General features: G+C 41.5%; 23 protein-coding genes and 1 pseudogene. 21 read left to right on the forward strand and 3 right to left on the reverse strand.

Annotated features, from left to right (window positions below):
• Positions 1-58: 58 nt before the first annotated feature.
• On the forward strand, positions 59-1,072 hold the full coding sequence (locus HWX64_RS10020; protein WP_175989309.1) for a S66 peptidase family protein: 1,014 nt from the start codon (positions 59-61) through the stop codon (positions 1,070-1,072).
• Between the two features lie 766 nt (positions 1,073-1,838).
• Here the strand turns inward: HWX64_RS10020 and HWX64_RS10025 are convergent.
• Positions 1,839-2,234 carry a hypothetical protein gene (locus HWX64_RS10025; protein ID WP_175989310.1) on the reverse strand — a complete coding sequence of 132 codons (396 nt, stop codon included), beginning with the start codon at positions 2,232-2,234 and terminating at the stop codon, positions 1,839-1,841.
• Positions 2,235-2,378: 144 nt separating this feature from the next.
• Between HWX64_RS10025 and HWX64_RS10030 the strand changes: the two genes are divergently transcribed.
• Both HWX64_RS10030 and HWX64_RS10035 read left to right on the forward strand, forming a co-directional pair.
• A complete protein-coding gene (locus HWX64_RS10030; protein ID WP_254871086.1) occupies positions 2,379-2,888 on the forward strand; it encodes a DNA topology modulation protein FlaR in 510 nt (169 codons plus the stop codon).
• A 32-nt stretch (positions 2,889-2,920) separates the two neighbouring features.
• Positions 2,921-3,463 (forward strand): GNAT family N-acetyltransferase, encoded by a 543-nt coding sequence (locus HWX64_RS10035; protein WP_175989715.1) that lies wholly within the window; start codon positions 2,921-2,923, stop codon positions 3,461-3,463.
• A gap of 55 nt (positions 3,464-3,518) precedes the next feature.
• Here HWX64_RS10035 and HWX64_RS10040 read toward each other — a convergent pair whose 3' ends face one another.
• The gene (locus tag HWX64_RS10040) at positions 3,519-4,022 is read right to left on the reverse strand and encodes a GNAT family N-acetyltransferase (RefSeq protein ID WP_175989311.1); all 504 of its coding nucleotides are present in this window, start codon (positions 4,020-4,022) and stop codon (positions 3,519-3,521) included.
• 114 nt (positions 4,023-4,136) lie between these two features.
• On the opposite strand from HWX64_RS10040, the gene HWX64_RS10045 reads away from it, so the two are divergent.
• From HWX64_RS10045 to HWX64_RS10120, 16 genes and pseudogenes are all read left to right on the forward strand, one after another.
• Positions 4,137-4,577: an HIT family protein gene (locus HWX64_RS10045; RefSeq protein WP_175989312.1), complete on the forward strand. Its 441-nt coding sequence runs from the start codon at positions 4,137-4,139 to the stop codon at positions 4,575-4,577.
• Between the two features lie 4 nt (positions 4,578-4,581).
• Positions 4,582-5,822, forward strand: a pseudogene (locus HWX64_RS10050) (aminopeptidase).
• Positions 5,823-5,909: 87 nt separating this feature from the next.
• Entirely contained in the window at positions 5,910-6,308 is a 399-nt protein-coding gene (locus tag HWX64_RS10055) for a VOC family protein (protein ID WP_175989313.1), read from the forward strand.
• On the forward strand, positions 6,305-7,324 hold the full coding sequence (locus HWX64_RS10060) for a DUF2332 domain-containing protein (protein ID WP_175989314.1): 1,020 nt from the start codon (positions 6,305-6,307) through the stop codon (positions 7,322-7,324). Before HWX64_RS10055 ends, HWX64_RS10060 begins: the two co-directional genes overlap by 4 nt.
• Before the next feature lie 68 nt (positions 7,325-7,392).
• The gene (locus tag HWX64_RS10065; protein WP_175989315.1) at positions 7,393-7,938 is read left to right on the forward strand and encodes a GNAT family N-acetyltransferase; all 546 of its coding nucleotides are present in this window, start codon (positions 7,393-7,395) and stop codon (positions 7,936-7,938) included.
• Positions 7,925-8,374, forward strand: a complete 450-nt coding sequence (locus HWX64_RS10070) for an NUDIX hydrolase (protein ID WP_175989316.1) — start codon at positions 7,925-7,927, stop codon at positions 8,372-8,374. Before HWX64_RS10065 ends, HWX64_RS10070 begins: the two co-directional genes overlap by 14 nt.
• Positions 8,375-8,531: 157 nt before the next feature.
• Positions 8,532-9,302 (forward strand): DeoR/GlpR family DNA-binding transcription regulator, encoded by a 771-nt coding sequence (locus HWX64_RS10075; RefSeq protein WP_175989317.1) that lies wholly within the window; start codon positions 8,532-8,534, stop codon positions 9,300-9,302.
• 19 nt (positions 9,303-9,321) lie between these two features.
• Complete coding sequence (locus tag HWX64_RS10080; RefSeq protein WP_175989318.1) at positions 9,322-9,882, forward strand: glycerol-3-phosphate responsive antiterminator; 561 nt, start codon at positions 9,322-9,324, stop codon at positions 9,880-9,882.
• 288 nt (positions 9,883-10,170) lie between these two features.
• On the forward strand, positions 10,171-11,001 hold the full coding sequence (locus HWX64_RS10085; RefSeq protein WP_175989319.1) for an MIP/aquaporin family protein: 831 nt from the start codon (positions 10,171-10,173) through the stop codon (positions 10,999-11,001).
• A 19-nt stretch (positions 11,002-11,020) separates the two neighbouring features.
• Positions 11,021-12,511, forward strand: a complete 1,491-nt coding sequence (gene glpK, locus HWX64_RS10090) for a glycerol kinase GlpK (protein WP_175989320.1) — start codon at positions 11,021-11,023, stop codon at positions 12,509-12,511.
• A gap of 202 nt (positions 12,512-12,713) precedes the next feature.
• On the forward strand, positions 12,714-14,375 hold the full coding sequence (locus tag HWX64_RS10095) for a glycerol-3-phosphate dehydrogenase/oxidase (RefSeq protein ID WP_175989321.1): 1,662 nt from the start codon (positions 12,714-12,716) through the stop codon (positions 14,373-14,375).
• A gap of 127 nt (positions 14,376-14,502) precedes the next feature.
• Complete coding sequence (locus tag HWX64_RS10100) at positions 14,503-14,982, forward strand: GNAT family N-acetyltransferase (protein ID WP_175989322.1); 480 nt, start codon at positions 14,503-14,505, stop codon at positions 14,980-14,982.
• The gene (locus tag HWX64_RS10105) at positions 14,979-15,521 is read left to right on the forward strand and encodes a hypothetical protein (RefSeq protein ID WP_175989323.1); all 543 of its coding nucleotides are present in this window, start codon (positions 14,979-14,981) and stop codon (positions 15,519-15,521) included. Before HWX64_RS10100 ends, HWX64_RS10105 begins: the two co-directional genes overlap by 4 nt.
• Positions 15,522-15,784: 263 nt before the next feature.
• The gene (locus HWX64_RS10110) at positions 15,785-16,630 is read left to right on the forward strand and encodes an SDR family oxidoreductase (protein WP_175989324.1); all 846 of its coding nucleotides are present in this window, start codon (positions 15,785-15,787) and stop codon (positions 16,628-16,630) included.
• A 191-nt stretch (positions 16,631-16,821) separates the two neighbouring features.
• Positions 16,822-17,241, forward strand: a complete 420-nt coding sequence (locus HWX64_RS10115; RefSeq protein ID WP_303049471.1) for an NUDIX domain-containing protein — start codon at positions 16,822-16,824, stop codon at positions 17,239-17,241.
• Between the two features lie 56 nt (positions 17,242-17,297).
• Positions 17,298-17,726 (forward strand): DUF4064 domain-containing protein, encoded by a 429-nt coding sequence (locus HWX64_RS10120; protein ID WP_175989325.1) that lies wholly within the window; start codon positions 17,298-17,300, stop codon positions 17,724-17,726.
• 225 nt (positions 17,727-17,951) lie between these two features.
• Here the strand turns inward: HWX64_RS10120 and HWX64_RS21925 are convergent, their stop codons facing one another.
• A complete protein-coding gene (locus HWX64_RS21925; protein WP_224874344.1) occupies positions 17,952-18,047 on the reverse strand; it encodes a putative holin-like toxin in 96 nt (31 codons plus the stop codon).
• A 261-nt stretch (positions 18,048-18,308) separates the two neighbouring features.
• Here HWX64_RS21925 and HWX64_RS10125 point away from each other — a divergent pair, with 261 nt between their 5' ends.
• Together HWX64_RS10125 and HWX64_RS10130 are read left to right on the forward strand one after the other, a co-directional pair.
• Positions 18,309-19,406, forward strand: a complete 1,098-nt coding sequence (locus HWX64_RS10125; RefSeq protein ID WP_175989326.1) for a Xaa-Pro peptidase family protein — start codon at positions 18,309-18,311, stop codon at positions 19,404-19,406.
• A gap of 154 nt (positions 19,407-19,560) precedes the next feature.
• On the forward strand, positions 19,561-20,001 hold the full coding sequence (locus tag HWX64_RS10130; RefSeq protein WP_175989327.1) for a DUF6376 family protein: 441 nt from the start codon (positions 19,561-19,563) through the stop codon (positions 19,999-20,001).
• Positions 20,002-20,044 lie beyond the last annotated feature (43 nt).

Genomic DNA, 20,044 nt, shown 5'->3' on the forward strand with positions numbered 1-20,044 from the left:
TTTTTTCTAACCCATCAATCTGTTAAAATACTAAAAACAACCTGGGGGGTATGAATAAATGATCCATTATCCTTTCTTAAACAAGCATGCAAAAATAGGCGTTACGGCTCCGTCTTCAGGGGTGCCTTCGGGCCTTCATCACTTACTTAATCAATCTGCGGACCGCCTTAAAGACAAAGGTTTTGCTGTATCATTGGGTGATACTGCCTGGACTCAAGAGAAAGTACGGTCCGCGGGTGCGGAAATCAGAGCGGCCGAGTTCATGAAAATGATGACTGATGATTCCATAGAAATCATCATACCTCCGTGGGGAGGCGAGTTATTACTGGAAATTCTTCAGTTCCTTGATTTTGAAAAAATGAAGTGTAAATGGGTATTAGGTTATTCAGACATCAGTGCCCTATTATTCTCAATTACTCTGAATACAGGCATCGCCACTGCCCATGGCACGAACTTCGTCGATCTCAGGGGTGAATATTGGGATGACACGACTTCGATGTGGGAAAGAGTATTGGCTGTAAAACCTGGAGAGGCGGTAGTTCAAAGATCTTCAGAAAAGTACCAGGAAAAATGGAATCATGAGTACGCATCTCCCTGTGTATTTCATTTAACGGAGGAAACAGAATGGAAAACATTATTGAATAAGAGCGTAAAGCTTCAAGGCCGGTTGCTCGGTGGCTGCATCGATATCATCCACCATCTGGCAGGCACCCCGTATGGAGATGTAGCTGCCTTCCAAAAAAGATATTTAGGCAGCGAACCGATTTTATGGTATTTTGAAAACTGCGAATTAACTGCCACTGGACTCCGCCGCTCCCTCCTTCATATGAAACTGGCAGGATGGTTCGATCTCTGTTCGGGGATCATGTTCGGCAGAAGTGCTGCAAATACACCTATCAATGGGTACACTCCGGAAGATGTCTATAAAGAAATATCTGAAGAACTGGGTGTGCCGGTTATCTTTGATATTGATTGCGGGCATCAGCCGCCCCAGTTGACACTCATTAACGGTGCGTATGCGGAAGTAGAAGTTGCAGAAGGCAAGGGTGTTATAAAACAAATCTTTAAGTAGGACACTCCATTGGTTGACAAAGTGAACCATTGGCCATGCCGCAATGGACTGTCCTGCACTGCATTTTACTCCTTTTAACAACTTTTTTTAAAACAAAAAACGCTCAGTTGCATAACGGGTTCTGTTTTGGAGTACAAAATTGCAATCTTCAGCGCAAAATGTGGTAGTCATTGCAGATGCATTTACAGCTAATCTTACCCGAGGGACCCAATCGAGCCAAATGGAAGAACAGTAACATTTGTTGATTCCATAAGGGGAGAAACTTCCCTTAATAAAGAAATGGAACGGAAAGCAGTTAAAATAAAGGTAGAATGTACTTCTATTTATTTGAATAACATTAAAATTGGGGATCTGTGCAAGATTAGAAGGAAATTTTACCCTTAATTACCCCTATCCAAGCGAGCTTCAGCAAATTAACGGTAAAATTTCCCTTTATTTATATCTTTAGTCACTCTATAAAGGGTAACGCACCCTATGCATTCAAAAATTACAAACCTGTTTTAGTTTAATATAATTAATTTTCACATCTTTCACTTTAGAGATTAAACTAACACGTTAGACAGATTGAAAAAAACACTAAAATGAAGCGTAACAGAAAGTTCTGTAACGCTTCATTTTAGTGCAGTTTCGGTTAGAACCCGAATCTCTTAAAAAGCTTGTCATATCCAATAAAAAGGGTTTGCTTCCCTTTTTCCAATGTTTTTTATAGGAATGCCCCGTTATCAAAATCAGTTGCAGCGTTTTTCTTTTTGCCAAGGATTCAGAATCAATCACTAAACATAGATTTATATCCTTTTTCGTTGATCATCCACATCATTAGCCCCCAGATCAAGCCTCCTATCAATGAAGCAAGTATGATCCACACATAATTATTGCTGATTATGATAGACAGTATGATACTGAATAATACCCCCACGAGCAGCATCCCATACCCTGCTGAATAATACCATTTCCCTCTTACCCTGATTTTCCTCCAGCGTTTCCAATAATGGCTCTCAGCTTTTCTGCTGTAAATAAAATAAAGACATGCATTCATAAAGAAAATGATACTGATAAACAAATACCTGATCGACTTTGGATCAAGAATAAACACAAAGAAATTGATAATGGCTGTAAAGGAAAACAAGTAAAAAATGAACCTGTTTTGTTTGATTTTTTTCATTAACTAACCTCCAGACTCTCGTATTATATCAAAAATCTCTAATCTCCTGCCAGTGAGTTCCAATTTCATGAAGGATTCTTTATGTATTATCTAGAATGGTAGGAGAGGGATATTTTGACTGGATGTGGTTAGGTGCAAACTGACTTGAAGAAGATATGCGGGAAAGATAAGAAGATTAGTGCCAGGAAAATTCATATCATCGGCTCTGTCGGAAGCGGTAAATCCACCTTTGCAAGACAGATATCCCAAAATATGAAGATTCCATATTATGAACTTGATAATATCATGTGGGAGCGGAGAGAAAAAGGGGACCGGCGGAGGCCGGAAGAAGAGAGAATGGCCATGGTCCATGCTATTGTGAGAACCGATTCCTGGATTGTAGAAGGAGTCCACCATCAGGGATGGATGTTGGAAAGCCTTGTCCAATCGGACCTTATCATCTTTCTTGATACCCCTAAACCGAAACGCATATTCCGCATTATCAAGCGGTTCATCGAAGAAAAGACGGGTCTTAAAAAAGGGAACTACAAACAAACGCTTCCAATGTTGATGAAGATGTTTAAATGGAACCATCAATTTGAAATAAACGATAAAGAAAACATTTGCCGTCTTCTGAAACCCTATTACCAGAAAGTGAAGGTTATGAGGAACTGACGGTGAAATACAGACAAAGGGAGAAGGAAAAAATGAAAAGAGAAGGAAAGAACATCTATATAAGACCTTATACGCTTGCTGATGCGGAAGCGATGCTGGCATTCGAGCTTGAAAACAGAGAATTTTTCAAAGATTTCTCACCATTGATGAAGGATGATTTTTACACACTTCAATCTCAAAAAGACCGGGTGGAGCGTACAAAAAAGAGGATGGAAAACGATGAGTACTATGCTTTTGGGATATTTCATAACGATACAGACGAATTAATCGGTAACATTTCTCTTTCTGACGTGATAAGGGGACCCCTTCAGTGCTGCTATATAGGCTATTCTGTTTCAAAAAAGCAAAATGGGAAGGGGTATACAACAGAGGCTGTGCAGCTGGTTGTTGATTATGCTTTTAAAGAATTGAATCTTCACCGAGTGGAAGCGGGAGTCATGCTTCATAATATCGCTTCGATGAGGGTATTAGAGAAAGCCCGCTTTCATAAAGAAGGAATCTTCATCAAAAATGTAAAAATCAACGGAAAATGGGAAGATCATCAGCATTATGCCATAGTCAATCCTGAAGATTAATCTGATGTTATTAAAAGAACGAAGAACCCTGTTCATTCTTCGTTCTTTTTTTAACCTATAAAAATAGAACCATATATTCTTCGTCAATATATTCTCCCTTGTATTTAAGTGCTCTTTTTTCCAAACCGAAAGAAGTAAAACCCATTGATTGATATAGTCCTTTAGCTGAATCGTTTGCCGTTACGACGGTCAGATTTATCTGTTCAAGTTCTTCGAGCTCTCTGGCTTTACATATCGCTTTTTCCATCAGTCCCCTTGCAACCCCATTCCCCCTTTGTTCTGGAGTTACATACATCCCGAAAATAGAAGCCTTATGTTTCATTTTTTTTGCGGTTTCAGGTACTAAGACCAACATTCCGATCAGCTTATCATGAACAAACGCACCATATGTATAATTCTCCCGCTGATCGAGTCTCGCTGCTGTATGTTCTACTGGCTTCTTTCTGGAAATGGTCTCTTCGTAACTTGCCCCGAATGCCTCCGGGTTTGTTTGAAGTGCTTCCAGTCTCAATTGAAGATAGGCCTTTGCATGCGACCTGTCCAAGCGCAATACTTCCATTATTTACTACCCTTCTTTCCTTAAAATGTTATGATAGTAGAAACAATAGGTTTCTGAATACTATATATTCGATTAAAACTAAGAATATCCTTTAAGCACTGAGGAGGTAGAAAAATGAGCAATCACAGCTGCCTTGGCTGCCGGCTTGCCAATAAAGAGGAAAAGGTTTATCTGGTTCATGAAAATTCTCTTTTGAGCTGCATACTGGATCATGAACCATACAATACGGGGCACGTCATGATCCTGCCAAAACAACATGTTGAAGAAGGGGTGGAGTTCAATGAAGAGCTGAACTTGTCTGTCATGAAAGCCATCCAGATTATATCTAAGACCATACAGGCACTTTATAATCCTGATGGTATTACGATTTGCCAAAACGGAGGGATCTTTAGCGATCTGACTCATTATCATATGCATGTAATACCGAGATACAAAGGTCAGGATTTTGCTGAATTTTATCAAGAAGACGAGTCAATCTGGGAACCCGATGAACCATTCGAGGTGACAACCGAGAAGATGAAAGAGTATATTGAGAGATTAATGGAAAAGGAGTAATAAAATGAGTGTACATAAAGAATTTCAACATAAGCTTGATCAATATGCGGAGCTCGCCGTCAAAGTCGGTGTAAATGTTCAAGAGGGACAGGATTTATGGGTGGCTGCACCGCTTGGTACGGAAGAGCTCGTAAGAAAGATTGTAAGACAGCATATCTGGCTGGGGCTAAAAGCGTCCACGTCCAGTGGGAAGATGAAGAAATCATCCGGACCCATTATGAGCTGGCGCCGGATGAAACATTTCAGGAATTTCCTATATGGCTGTCTGATGCTCATGAATGGGTAGTCGACCGGAAAGGGGCATTTCTTCAAGTTGAGTCACATGATCCCGACTTATTGAAAGGAATAAATCCGGGTCGAATCCAAGACTTTGAAAAAGCGAAAGGATTGGCCCTTGATCGGTTCTTTGAAGCAATTGATACAGATTCAATCAGCTGGTCGATTATCGCGATGCCGTCACAAAAGTGGGCAGCCAAAGTTTTTCCACAGCTCGAGAAGGAAAAACAGATGGAAGCATTATGGGAGCGTATTTTTACAGCTGTCCGAATTGGCTGTGAAGATCCGGTAACAGAATGGCGAAATCATATCGTTACGTTGAAAAAGAAAGCCAGCGAACTTAATAAAATGAAATTAAAAGAGCTCCACTACAAAGCAGATGGGACAGACCTGACCATTGAGCTGCATGAAGATCACCTGTGGCTGACAGGGGCAAGTAAAACTCCGGGTGGAACCGATTTTATCGCCAATATGCCGACAGAAGAGGTTTATACCGTTCCTGTGAGAAAAGGCGTTAACGGCACTGTAAGGAGCACTAAGCCCCTTGCGTATAACGGCAATGTGATAGAGGATTTCTCCCTGACCTTTAAAGAAGGGAAAATTGTTGAACTGGATGCCGGAAAAGGGTTGGATGTACTAGAAAAAATGATCGAGACGGACGAAGGAGCCTCATACTTAGGTGAAGTCGCACTGGTACCTGATAAGTCACCAATTTCTGATACAGGCATTCTCTTCTTCAATACTTTATTTGATGAAAATGCCTCCAATCATTTAGCAATCGGTTCTGCCTACCCTACATGTATCAAAGATGGGAATATTCTATCGGATGAAGAAAAGGAAGAGAAGGGCTTGAATGAAAGTATTGTTCATGAAGACTTTATGATCGGTTCTTCTCATATGAATATAGATGGAATCCTTCGGGACGGCAGTAAAATAGCGATCTTCAGGAATGGCAACTGGGCGTTTTAATCCGTTGTCGATACATTATCAAATAAGAGAGAACGATGTGTGGCCACTTGGTTCTCTCATTTTCACATGATGGAAAGGAGCTTATAAATGATTTATGAAATGACTATTCAAGTACGTGTTCCAAATATGAAAGAAGGACAATCATGGTATGAAACGCTATTGAGCAGAGGACCTGACTTTGTGCCCCATGATGGATTTGCCGAGTGGGAACTGCTTCCGGGATGCTGGCTTCAGGTAGCAGAGGGCAGCCCTGCCCCGGGCAGCGGCCCCATCCGGTTAGGTGTAGCTGACCTGGAAGCAGAAAAAGAACGATTGATGGGATTGTTGGAGGTTGAGGACTTCTGTATTCACTCAAGAGAGGAGGTTCCCGTCAAGTGGGCGACTTTCAAGGATCCTTGGGGGAACGGTATCGGACTTTTCCAATACTTGGATCAACAAGAGATCCAGAACAGAATCGTGACGATTTTAGGGAGGCATATCCAATGAATAAACAATTATTATCACAACGATTTAAAACCTTTGCAGAACTGGAATGCCATCAATCGAGCCCTCTCTATGAGTACCTTTCCTGCCAGATAGCAAATGATGATGAGCTTCTCGAAATATGCACATTCTGCAGGGAAGGCCAGCCTGTTCCAAATCTGTTATTCGGCGGGGTGCATTTCATATTAATGAACGATCCATCCCATCCGTTACGAAACTACTATCCCAGCTTGGTGCAAGGACCCTTACCCATCACAGAATCCTTCTCACACTTCAAAGACTTCTGCCTGCAGTATAAAACTCAATTGACACACATATTGAAAACCAAACTTGTCCAAACCAACGAAGTAAGAAGATGCTCTTATCTGTATCCTGCATTCTGCTATATATATGAAAGAACAATGAAACCCCTGGCACTGATTGAAATAGGGACGAGTGCAGGATTGCAGCTGGCCTGGGACAGGTATCGCTACAAATATGGATCGGACGAAAAGCTGTACGGGTCATCAACATCGGATGTATTGATTGCTTCTGAAATAAAAGGAGACAACTTACCAAAACTTCAGTCTGCCCCGCCGCCTGTAGCCTCCAGAACAGGATTTGATTTGCATATAAATACCGAACAAGACCATCCATGGCTATTAGCCCTGATCTGGCCGGAACACTCTGAAAGAAGAGAATTGTTTACCTCTGCAGCTAAAATGACTAAAGAAGTCGAGATTGATTTTATCCAAGGAGACGGAGTCGAAAGTTTCCCTGATAAAATAAAAGAAATCCCTGATGACCATGCAGTATGTATTTTCCATACCCATGTCGCCAATCAAATCCCCGAGTCTTCCAAAAAAGAGCTACAAGCTAAAATTAAAGAAATAGGAAGTAACCGGGATGTATTTCATCTTTATAATAATATATGGGACAGGCAGCTCCACCTGGACTGTTACTTAAACGGAAGAGAAGAGCGCCATGTTGTCGGAGACACAGATGGACACGGCAATTGGTTTCAATGGAATTTGTCATAAGAAAATTCTTCCACTTACTCTTTTGATATGGTAAACTATTTCAAATTTCCATAAAAGGAGAGTACAGGATGGGTGAGAATGTGAGACTGGTAAAACCTACTGCTGAATTTAAAGAAGAGTACATGGATTTTTACCATGAATGGAAAACATCTGGTGAAGACATGGTTCCATGGGTCATCAAAAAAGACCCTTCAGACTTTAATGGAATGATTCAATCACTGCATCTTGCAGAAAAAGGTGAAAACCTGCCCGAAGGCTGGGTCCCTGATTCCACCTATTGGTTAGTCGGGAAAAATAATCGAGTGTTGGGTGTGGTCAACATTCGTCACGGTTTGACTGAAAACCTCTTAAATGCGGGAGGGCATATTGGATATGGCATAAGACCTTCTGAAAGAAGGAAAGGGTATGCTACGAAGCTGCTTTCTCTTTCTTTGGAAAAGACAATGGAACTTGGTATCAAAGAAACATTGGTCGTCTGTGATAAATGGAATGAGGCCTCTAAAAAGACCATCCTTAACAATGGCGGGATACCAGACCGTGATTTTATTGAAGAAGACGGAAACGTGATTCTTCGTTTCTGGATCAAGCCGGAGGGAGCCGATGAAAGAAAATAATGTTGGCAGACAGTTTGTAGAATTCATACCGTCGATAGAAGAGGACGTCACACGTTACCACCCGATAGCAGGTTCATATGCCATTGTCCAGAAGGGCAGCGACTACTTATTATGCTATAACATTTATAGAGATCAATGGGAACTGCCTGCAGGCAAAAGGGAGCATGGTGAAACACCTGAACAATGCGCATTGAGAGAATTGTATGAAGAAACAGGGCAGAGATTGGACTCCATGGTGTTCAAGGGATTGATGAAAGTGAGAACCGCTGAAGGAATGGTCCAATACAATCCCGTTTTTCACCAAACAGTGGAAGACATTCAGCCCTTCATAAATAATAATGAAACCAATGACATTATGCTATGGAATGAAGGAATCGTATTAAAGGAATATGATGAGATAGACCTTCATTTATTAAAGACATACTCATTTTCATAAATAGAAAAGGCTGCCTGATTTTATTTTGGCAGTTTTTTTGTAAAAACAAATAATAGGGAATAAAATCAAGTATTCGTTGACAGCCTCCTTTAACGGGAAATAATATGAATATAAAAGTCAAGCATACATGAATAAACGTGAACAAAGGAGGACTCTCATGTTTTCTGAAGAAAGAAGAGAAAAGATTTTAGAAAAAGTTGAAAAAATCGGCAGGGTATTAGCTAAAGATCTTGCAGAAGAATATAACGTATCAATTGACTCCATTCGCAGGGACTTATCGATAATGGAAGAAGATGGATTGCTAAAGCGGACACATGGCGGGGCGATCCCCAATCCAAAAGCCCGCAATAAACCACAAGCCCCTTCTATCCGGTACGGAGAGGGTAACCCCGCCCAGAATGCGATTGCAAAAGCAGCGGCAGAGTATATCAAAGAGGACGAAACCGTTTTTATAGGTGGATCCTCTATCCATTACTTAATGCTAAAATATATCCCCAGAACTATTGTATTCACCGTTGTTACCAACTCAGTGGAAATAGCCTATCATCTTAGGGACTTTTCTAATGTAGAAACCTATCTGATTGGTGGAAAGATGAAAGAGTCCGGCAATATTACGGATGGGTTGGCCAATGAGTTTGCAAAACAATTTACGATTGACGTGAATTTTGTAACTGCAGGAGGATTATCCACTCGGGGGCTAAGCACTTCAACGCCTGAAGTGGCAATCTTCCACAACACGATTCTTACCAATTCAAGAAAGAACATCGTATTGATGGAGAATCACAAATTAGGTATGGACATGTTCGCCGTAATGAAATCCCCCATGTCGAAATTGGCTCTCGTCATTACGGATGATGAAACAGGCGAAGAAAAGATAGGCATGATCCATTCTCACGGAGTGAATACACGTATAGTGGAAACAGAATAACAATAAGGAAGGTGAAATCATGAGCTTCGAAGGACAAAAAATACTCCCTGCGATCAGGTCAATGAAGGACTTTGATAAAATGCTGGAAACGTCTTTTAAATATGGCGTGTTCCTGGATCTTCACGTGGGCATGCTGAAAAGTGTGTTTCAATATGCAAAGCAGCAAAACCGGAACATGTTCCTGCATATCGACCTTATTCACGGACTTTCCAATGATGAATATGGAGCGGAATATATATGTCAGGAAGTCAAACCATACGGCATCATATCAACGAAGGGAAATGTGATAAAAAAAGCGCGGCAAAAAGGCGTCTACGCTACACAGAGAATGTTCGTGATCGACTCAAGTGCAATGAAACGGAGTATTGAATTGATACATAAAACCGAGCCTGATTACATTGAAGTGCTGCCGGGGGTTGTACCGAAAATCATAACTGAAATTCGAGAAAAGACAGGCAAGCCCATATTTGCTGGAGGTCTCATTGATACCATCGAGGAAGTGGAGGCGGCAATTGATGCCGGTGCCACTGCCATTACGACATCCGACCGAGCGTTATGGAAGCACTTTGATCAAAAATGAATCTGCCATGTTTCTGGTCCACCGAGGACATATTTCCTGTTGACAACGTTTTCATTGCATATTAGTATAGTAACCAAGTTAATACACTGTGTACAGAGACAAAGAGACACACGAATTTCATGCCTTGAAGGGGCCTGGTTTCGTGTGTCTCTTTTTATTTTTGAATTTTTGAGCTATACCTGTTTTCCATTGAAGTAAACAGGATATATACAGTTATAGCAAAAGGTTAATACCTACTTTTGAAAACGGTCTCTTCACAGAAATCCAAATTGAAATGAGGGGAAAGACATGACAGCATTTTTAGGAGAAGTGATTGGAACAGCCTTGCTCATTATCTTTGGTGCAGGAGTGTGTGCAAACGTTAATTTAAAGGAATCATTCGCCTATAACTCCGGCTGGATCGTCATCACTTTCGGCTGGGGGCTGGGAGTGGCGATGAGTGTGTATGCTGTCGGCCAATTCAGCGGGGCCCATATCAATCCCGCTGTGACTCTTGGGCTGGCTTTCAATGGCGACTTCCCATGGAGCCAGGTACCGCAGTATATTCTCGCACAAATGCTTGGAGCAATCATCGGAGCCATTATTACGTACTTGCATTTCTTGCCTCACTGGCACGCGACGAAAGATCCAGGAGTGAAATTGGGCGTATTCGCAACCGGTCCGGCCATTCCGCATGTATTCTCTAATTTGTTAAGTGAAATCATCGGAACTTTTGTATTAGTGGTAGGATTATTGTCAATTGGAGCGAATACATTTACAGATGGATTAAATCCATTCATTGTAGGATTTTTAATTATCGCCATTGGGATCTCGCTCGGAGGCACGACAGGGTATGCAATCAATCCAGCACGTGATCTTGGTCCGCGTATCGCACATTTCTTGCTGCCGATACCGGGAAAAGGACCTTCTAATTGGGGGTATTCGTGGATTCCGGTGTTAGGTCCGGTATTGGGCGGATCATTCGGAGGCCTATTCTATAAAGCTGTATTCACAGGACAAGTCACAACAAGCTTCTGGGTTGTCCTATTCATAACATTGTCTGTTCTGGGAGCAGCTTACTTAAGCGACAGAAAATTGACACTTTCACAAAAGGTAGAAAAATTATCAGCTGAAAACTAAGTTCACGGGAGGAATCATCATGGAAAAATTTATTTTATCATTAGACCAGGGTACGACAAGTTCAAGAGCCATCTTATTTAATAAAAAAGGAGAAATTGTTCATACCAGCCAAAAAGAATTCACACAGCATTTCCCTAAACCGGGCTGGGTAGAACACAATGCTAATGAAATTTGGGGTTCTATATTGTCCGTCATTGCAACCGTTTTATCAGAGTCCAACGTGAAGCCGGAGCAAGTCGAAGGGATCGGGATCACGAATCAGCGTGAAACGACGGTCGTCTGGGATAAAGAGACCGGTACTCCTATTTATCATGCAATTGTATGGCAGTCACGACAGACAGCAGGCATTTGCGAAGAATTGAAGGCACAGGGACACAATGACACCTTTCGGAACAAGACGGGTTTATTAATCGATGCTTACTTCTCAGGAACAAAAGTGAAGTGGATTCTTGACAATGTGGAAGGAGCAAGGGAAAAAGCGGAGAACGGTCAGCTTCTGTTTGGAACGATTGATACATGGCTGATTTGGAAAATGTCCGGAGGGAAGGCACATGTAACCGATTATTCAAATGCTTCAAGAACATTAATGTATAATATTCATGAACTAGAGTGGGACAGCGAACTCCTGGACATACTTGGCGTACCGGAGTCTATGCTTCCTGAAGTACGGCCTTCTTCAGATGTGTATGCGAAAACGATCCCCCATCATTTCTTTGGACAGGAGATTCCGATAGCAGGTGCAGCCGGCGATCAGCAGGCAGCTTTATTCGGACAGGCCTGCTTTGAGAAAGGTATGGGGAAAAACACGTATGGTACAGGCTGTTTCATGCTCATGAATACCGGGGATAATGCAGTGAAATCCGATAATGGATTACTGACCACCCTTGCTTGGGGAATCGACGGAAAAGTGGAATATGCATTGGAAGGAAGCATCTTCGTGGCGGGTTCTGCCATTCAATGGCTGCGTGATGGTCTTCGAATGTTGAAAGATGCCAAAGACAGTCAGGGATATGCTGAAAAGGTTGAATCCACCGAGGGCGTATATGTAGTCCCTGCATTTGTTGGACTTGGAACCCCATATTGGGACAGCGATGTCCGGGGGGCGGTATTCGGCCTGACCCGGGGGACATCGAAAGAGCATTTCGTACGTGCCACGTTGGAATCCCTGGCCTATCAAACCAAAGATGTATTGACAGCCATGGAAGCTGATTCAGGCATTGCACTGAAAAAGCTCCGTGTGGATGGCGGAGCGGTGAAAAATGACTTCCTGATGCAATTTCAGAGTGATATCCTAGATGTTCCAGTCGAAAGGTCTGTCATCAGTGAGACCACTGCACTGGGCGCCGCTTATCTCGCAGGGCTTGCAGTAGGGTATTGGAAAGACCGCGAAGAGATTTCTAAACAATGGAACAAGGAAAAGGAATTCGAACCGAAAATGGCTGAAGAAGATCGAAAAGAATTATATGGCGGCTGGAAAAAAGCTGTGAATGCCGCTATGGCTTTTAAATGATATTTATTTATGATATAATGATAACAAGTTAATAAATCGGTAAGAGATCCAGAGAGACCAAACTGCATTATGGACCTGCAAATCCATAATGTTAGTTTTGGTCTCTTTTTTTATGGATATACACTTACTAGAACATCAATATATAAACTGAAGTTGAATTTATTAATACGATTTACAATGTGTATACAGGAGGATGTATATTATGACCTTTTCAAGTACTGCAAGACAAGAAATCAAAAATCAATTAGCCTCCCAGGACTATGACCTAATCGTCATTGGAGGCGGTATTACCGGTGCAGGTATCGCCCTTGATGCTGCCAAGCGTGGAATAAAAGTGGCCTTGGTAGAGATGCAGGACTTTGCAGCGGGGACATCCAGCCGGTCAACGAAACTTGTTCATGGCGGCTTGCGATATTTGAAACAATTTGAAGTGAAGATGGTGGCTGAGGTAGGGAAAGAGCGTGAAATTGTGTATGAAAACGGTCCGCATGTGACGACCCCTGAATGGATGCTGCTTCCCCTCCACAAGGGCGGTACGTTCGGTAAATTCAGCACATCGATCGGTTTGAAAGTATATGATTTTCTTGCAGGGGTAAAGAAAAGTGAAAGGAGATCGATGCTTTCTGCTGCAGAGACCCTTTCAAAAGAGCCGCTTGTGAAAAAGGATGGCTTAAGAGGCGGAGGCTACTACGTGGAATACCGCACAGACGATGCCCGTCTAACGATTGAAGTGATGAAAGAAGCGATTGCACATGGAGCAACAGCCATTAATTATACAAAATCGCAGCGTTTTTTTTATGAAAATAAAAAAGCCGTCGGTATCGAAGCGGAAGATCTTTTAGATGGAGGAACTTTGCAAATCCGCGGTTCTAAAATCGTCAATGCCGCCGGCCCATGGGTTGATGAAGTACGCGGAAAGGATTACAGCACGAATAACAAGCAGCTCCGCCTGACAAAAGGAGTCCATATTGTCATCGATCAAAGTAAATTCCCTTTACGACAAGCTGTATATTTCGACACACCAGATGGCCGCATGGTCTTTGCGATTCCGAGGGACGGAAAAGCGTACGTCGGAACGACAGATACTTTTTATGATAAAAATAAAGCGACACCCCAAATGACTACAGAAGATAGAGATTACATTCTTGACGCCATTCACTATATGTTTCCTGAAGTAAAGGTAACGGAAGAGGATGTGGAATCAAGCTGGGCCGGTATCCGCCCACTCATTTTTGAAAAAGGGAAGGATCCTTCTGAAATTTCCCGTAAAGACGAAATCTGGGAAGGGGAGAGCGGGCTGATTACCATAGCAGGAGGAAAATTGACCGGCTATCGTAAAATGGCTGCGACGGTGGTGGATCTTGTATCTGCAAGATTGAAAGAGGAAACGAAAAAGAAATTTCCATCTTCTGAAACAAAGAACATGCCTATATCCGGCGGTCATGTAGGAGGATCCAAAAACTTACAGGCATTTATCGACCAAAAATCCAAAGAAGCCGTTCAATACGGTTTGACGGAAGAAGAAGGACAAAAGCTTGCACGTATGTACGGTTCCAACGTCGACCAATTGTTCAAGCTCGCTCATGCATACAGCGGCTCATCAGAAGAGCGCACGGTGCCCGTCACTCTCTATGCCCAGCTCATCTATGCTGTACAGGAAGAAATGGCTGCGACGCCGATTGACTTCTTTACCCGCAGAACTGGTGCCATGTTCTTTGACCGTGAATGGGTTGAGAAGTGGCACGAACCAGCAATAGATATCATGGCAAAGCTATTGAACTGGAAAGCAGAACAAAAAATAGAATACACGCTGGATTTAAAAAAAGAATTGAAAAATGCAGTGGTGCCGGTAGATCAACAGTAGAAATGGCGAATCAGCAGGGTAAGCCCCTGCTGATTTTTTTGTGTTTTTCCAAGTTGTCTTAAAAATCACTACAGGATTCATTACATTTGATATAATTGGAAAACAAGGAAAAAATGGGGGTAAGTACATGAATATTTATCAGACCAATGATTATGAGAAAATCGCCGTATTAAATGAAGCCGTTCAAAAAGTGCATGCGGAAGCTTATCCCGGCTATTTTAAAGACTATAGATACGAGGAAATCAAGGGATTCTTTAAAGAAATAATCTCTAAGCCTAACCACATCTTCCTTATACTTGAAGATGAAGTTGAGACCGTTGGATATGCATGGCTCGAAATTAAGCATTACCCCGAGAATCCATTTAAGAAAGCGTACAAGTCACTGCTGGTTCATCAAATTAGTATTGAAGAACATGTTCGGGGGAAAGGCTATGGCACGGTTTTCATGAATGAAATTTTCCGTCTCGCAGCTGATCATCATTTACCTAAAGTCGAACTGGACTATTGGCGTGACAATAAAATGGCAAGGGACTTTTATGAAAAGCTGGGATTTACAATCTTCAGGGAATACGTATATAAAGACATCGATTCAGGAGGAAAGCAGTGAAGAAGTTAAAGATGCCAAAGGTTTTGTTGATTATAATCGTTAGCACCGCCATTAGCACTCTTCTGATGAATATTATAGAAAAAAGAGACCTCCTTTCAACAAAAGACAACCTGGAGTCACATTTAGAAGAATTCAAGACAGTTAATAAAAATAAGGTCAGCGTTGTTCTAAAAAGAAAAATCGGAGATCAGTATGTTCTCTTGTATACTACAAAAAGCTTGGACGAAAAAATCGGGATTGCTTATTATATCAAAACAGATTCGTTTCCACTCTACGAATTGGTTAGAGACGAGGAAGCGAACCATGGTTTACTTGGCTCGAGCTACTTGAATAACCAACGATTTATCGTATACGGTAACGTTAGGGACAGCGGGGCAGATCACTTTCAGTATCGTAATCAGATAGACTTTAAGAAAGTTAAACTGGGGAAGGGTCCATATTTTATTCAAGTGGAAAATTACCAAAGACAACTCGCCGTTCCATTAGTAACATTTTATAACAATAAAGGAGAGGAACTCGCCACTGCCCCTGCAAAATAGGAGTTTCTACATTATGCCTGAAATTATATAAATATATGAATTCGTGCGGAAACCACCACACACTTTTGTCCATATAAGCAGAGAAGCAATGAAAGCTTTATAGCGCAGTTGAAAAATAGGTGATAGTTATCGTACACTTACAAGTGAAATTGACACCATATCCTCGACTTTGACGGCTTCAATGGGATGAAGCCGTCTTTTTTTATGTATATTTTCCATATTGCTATACTATTATTAGATAACTTGAACTAGGGGGAAGAACGGTGGATAGAAAAATTGCAATCGTGACAGGTGCTAATAGCGGTTTTGGATTACTTTCTTCAATTGAACTTGCAAGTCGGGAGTTTTATGTACTTGCAACGATGCGAGATATAAAAAAAGCAGATGAATTAAAAAAAATGGCCAAAACACGTGGTGTGGAATCTTACATAACAATCCTGCCTCTGGATGTTACCTCTGAAGAATCCATCGAAGGTTTTAAAGAAACACTGAACGAAAAGTATACTTCAGTGGATATTCTTTTGAATAATGCAGGATATGCACTTGGAGGATTTGCAGAAGAGGTGGGCATCAATGAATACAGGGAACAATTTGAAACAAATGTATTTGGGGTGATGGCAGTTACTCAAATCGTCTTGCCTTTTATGAGGGATCAAGGGAATGGAAAAATCATCAATATGAGCAGCATCAGCGGCCGTTTCGGCTTTCCGGGTTTAAGTCCATATGTATCTTCTAAACATGCACTTGAAGGATATAGCGAGAGTCTCCGGCTGGAGCTAAAACCGTTTGGCATTGATGTATTTTTAATTGAACCCGGTTCCTATCAAACAAACATTTGGACTTCAGGCAAAAAGGTGGCCTCCAGATCTCTTGAAAAAGAGTCACCCTATTATACCTACATGGAAAAAATTGAAACAGAATTGGAAAACGGCCAGGAAAAGTTAGGGAACCCTGAAGAGATCGCCGCTATCGTAGGTGATATTGCAGCCGGTAAAGTAACTGCATTTAGAATCCCTGCCGGCAGGGGAACCAAATTGACAATTCTGTTAAAAGCCATTCTGCCTTGGAATAGAGTGGAAAAAATGATACTGAAAAAACTCAGCATGTAGCCTTACTTGCGGATTAACGGGGATATTTCTTGAGGTTATCATCAATAATCTGAATAATAAGACTTCATTGCAGAAGAAGGAGAAATTTGTAAAAATATAGAATATCCTAATGTGAAGTGAATCTATTTTCATGAAAAGAAAGCAGAAATGACGATGACACCATGATTGCATGATCGAAAGGAGGACATCAATTGAATTGGAAAGGGGCTGCGGCTCTCTGCATTCAAAATGAGCGTTTACTCATGGTGTACCAAGGGAAAAAGGATGAAGAGAAACTCTGGTCCATACCTTCGGGAGGATTGGAACCGAATGAATCCATCGGAGAATGCTGTAAGAGGGAAGTTTGGGAAGAAACCGGATACGAAGTAGAAGTCGGTAAACAAGTATATACTAAATGGGGATCTGGTGGAGAAATTTCTATAGAAGTTCTTTATTTTGAGACGTCTGTCATCAGCGGGGCAGCAACTATCCAAGATCCTGATGGATTAATCCATGGAATTGAGTGGGTATCACTTGAAGAGTTGAGAAGCCTTCCGTTGGCATTTCCAGAGGATATCGGTATGTTGGAATCTTATATGAAAAAGAAAGTGACGAAACATACAACAGAGTGATATGTTTAGACGTTCAAGAAAATGTAAAGTTTGACTTAGCGAAGGAGAGGAAACGTATGGTTAAAAGAACTGGAGAAGTAGTAATGGGAATCATCGGAATCGTGTTATCCGCTTTGTTCTCCATCATCGGAATCGCAACGAATATGAGCATGGGTGATCCTGCAGTAATGAATGAAATGGAGAATATGATGGAGGGTGATCCCGCGATGACACCTGAGGATACTTCATTTATTTTGGGAATAGCAGAAACCATGGGATGGTATTTAATCGCTATCGGTATCATTGCCTCCATTCTTGGATTGATTGCTGTTCTCACAATTGTGAAAAACAAAAAACCAATCCTTTCAGGAATCATGTTCATTCTAGCTGCCCTTGTGATCGGGGTCGGTACCATAGGATTTGGATTCATTCCTGGTCTCTTATTCTTAATTGCCGGGATCATGGCATTCGTTCGAAAGCCTAAACCGAGTGAAACTGCATATTAATCAAACGTATGTCATAACGTAATATAGATATTAATCTGGAAAGGTTAATACCTTGATTTAATTAAAAATCTATACTATCTTAAAAGTAGAGCATAACTAATAACAAAGAGACACCGGTTGCAGCCGATGTCTCTCGCCACACAGCAACTGCAAGGAAAGCAGTGGCCCAATAGAGAAAGGAAATAACTCTGCCCTTCTAAGTTTAGGCGCTTAACGAGGGTGGGGTTATTTCTTATTGTCATTCGAAATAACAATGGCAATGATGGAGACGATCAAAGAGCTGAATGTAATCATTAGCGTCAATGCCTCATACGTTGTCACTATAGGCACCACCTCCTTTAGCCAGGAAGTGGCCACTCCCACCCTACATCTGCTGTGTATCCAAATTATATCATATTAGGTTCCAACTCTTTATAGGCAAGAGGTAGGAAAAGCATCACCCTGTCAAATAAACAACAGGGTGTTTTTTATGCCTGTTTTATTTTCTTGCTTCGTATTTCACGTAAAGACAAAAATATGTTAGCATAAATATGCTTATTTATACGATTCCATATATATAAGAGAATCAAGGAGGAACCAAGAATGAAACAGCGATTAGAAACCTTAAAACAATGGTTGAATGATGAGAACATTGGAGCGGCATTTATCAATTCAACCGAAAACGTATTTTATTTGACGAATTTTCACACAGATCCTCATGAACGGCTGATGGGTCTATTCGTATTCCCTGATGCAGATCCCTTTGTGGTAGTTCCGGGAATGGAAGCGCGGCAAGTCAAGGATGCAGGATGGCAATATGAAGTGATCGGTTATTCCGACCATGAAAATCCATGGAATTTTATACAGCAAGCAATAAAAGAGCGTGGAGTGAAAGGGAATAAACTGGCATTTGAAAAAGAAGTCTTAACATATGGGCGCAGTGAAGCGTTTCTATCCATTTTCAGCAATGCCGAGGTGGTAAATGCAGAAGACAAATTAAACGAAATGCGTGTAGTCAAAGATGAAAAAGAAATTGAAATCATGCGCCGGGCGGCTAAGATGGCAGATTTCGGAGTCGAAGTAGGGGTTAGTGCACTTCGGGAAGGCATCACTGAAATGGAAGTACTTGCGAAGATTGAATACGAGCTGAAGAAAAAAGGAATACGTGAAATGTCCTTCTCGACAATGGTATTGTTTGGTGAAAAGGCTGGAGACCCCCACGGAAATCCTGGAGACAGAAAGCTGCAGCCAGGAGACTTTGTGCTGTTTGATCTCGGAGTCGTCCTTGAAGGATACACATCAGATATCACACGGACATTTGCTTATAAATCAGTTTCTGATAAGCAAAGGGAAATCTACGATACTGTTCTTCATGCAGAGCTTGCATCACTTGAAGCAAGCAAGCCAGGCAACCGTATAGGAGACCTGGATCAAATCGCCCGTGATATCATCACTGAAGCAGGGTATGGAGATCACTTCCCTCACAGGATTGGTCACGGACTCGGAATCAATGTCCATGAATTCCCATCGATGAGTCATTTAAATGACGGCATTCTAAAAAAAGGGATGACCTATACGATCGAGCCGGGCATTTATGTTCCTGAAATCGGAGGAGTCAGAATAGAGGATGATGTACTCATTACGGAAAATGGGTATGAAACTTTGACAAAATTCCCAAAAGAACTTCAGATTATCGAGTAACATGTGGAGAGCTGATGCATAATCGGCTCTTCTTTTATTGGATTCGTTAAGTAAACATACTTAAGTGAACATCCCTTATGTCAAAGTTAAAATGAAACCTTTATGTTACTCCCATCGTATATAGTAGTATCAAGTGATGAAAAGGAGAGAAAACATGAAAAAATTCATCCTGTTACTGTTATCAGTATTCCTTCTTACCGGCTGCGGGTTGTTACAAGAAGCCAATAACAGCTTAACCTATGTAGAAGAAATGACGGATTACTTAAACGAAGCGGAACAATTTGCACATGATTTTCCAGCGTTAGTGGAGGAGGCGTCGGCAGATCAGGCTGCCATTCCCAGACTTCAAGAACGCCTGAATGAGATGAAAACAGAAATAGAGGAAATAAATGATCTGACCCCGCCATCTCTTGCAGAGGATATTCATACAAAAGTGGAGGGGTATAACAATAAAGCACTCAAGGGAATAGAAGAAGCGCAGGCTCAAATCGATAAAGGAGAAGTTCAATTGAGCGAGCTGCAAAATCTTGAAATTGTACAAACCTTTAATCAATTGCAGGAAATCAAAGGGAACCTGGAAAACTTGGGTCAATGATCATTTTCAAAGTGTTACAGTTAAGGAAAAACCTTCTTAGCTG

Source organism: Bacillus sp. Marseille-Q1617 (genome assembly GCF_903645295.1).
GTDB lineage: Bacteria > Bacillota > Bacilli > Bacillales > Bacillaceae_B > Rossellomorea.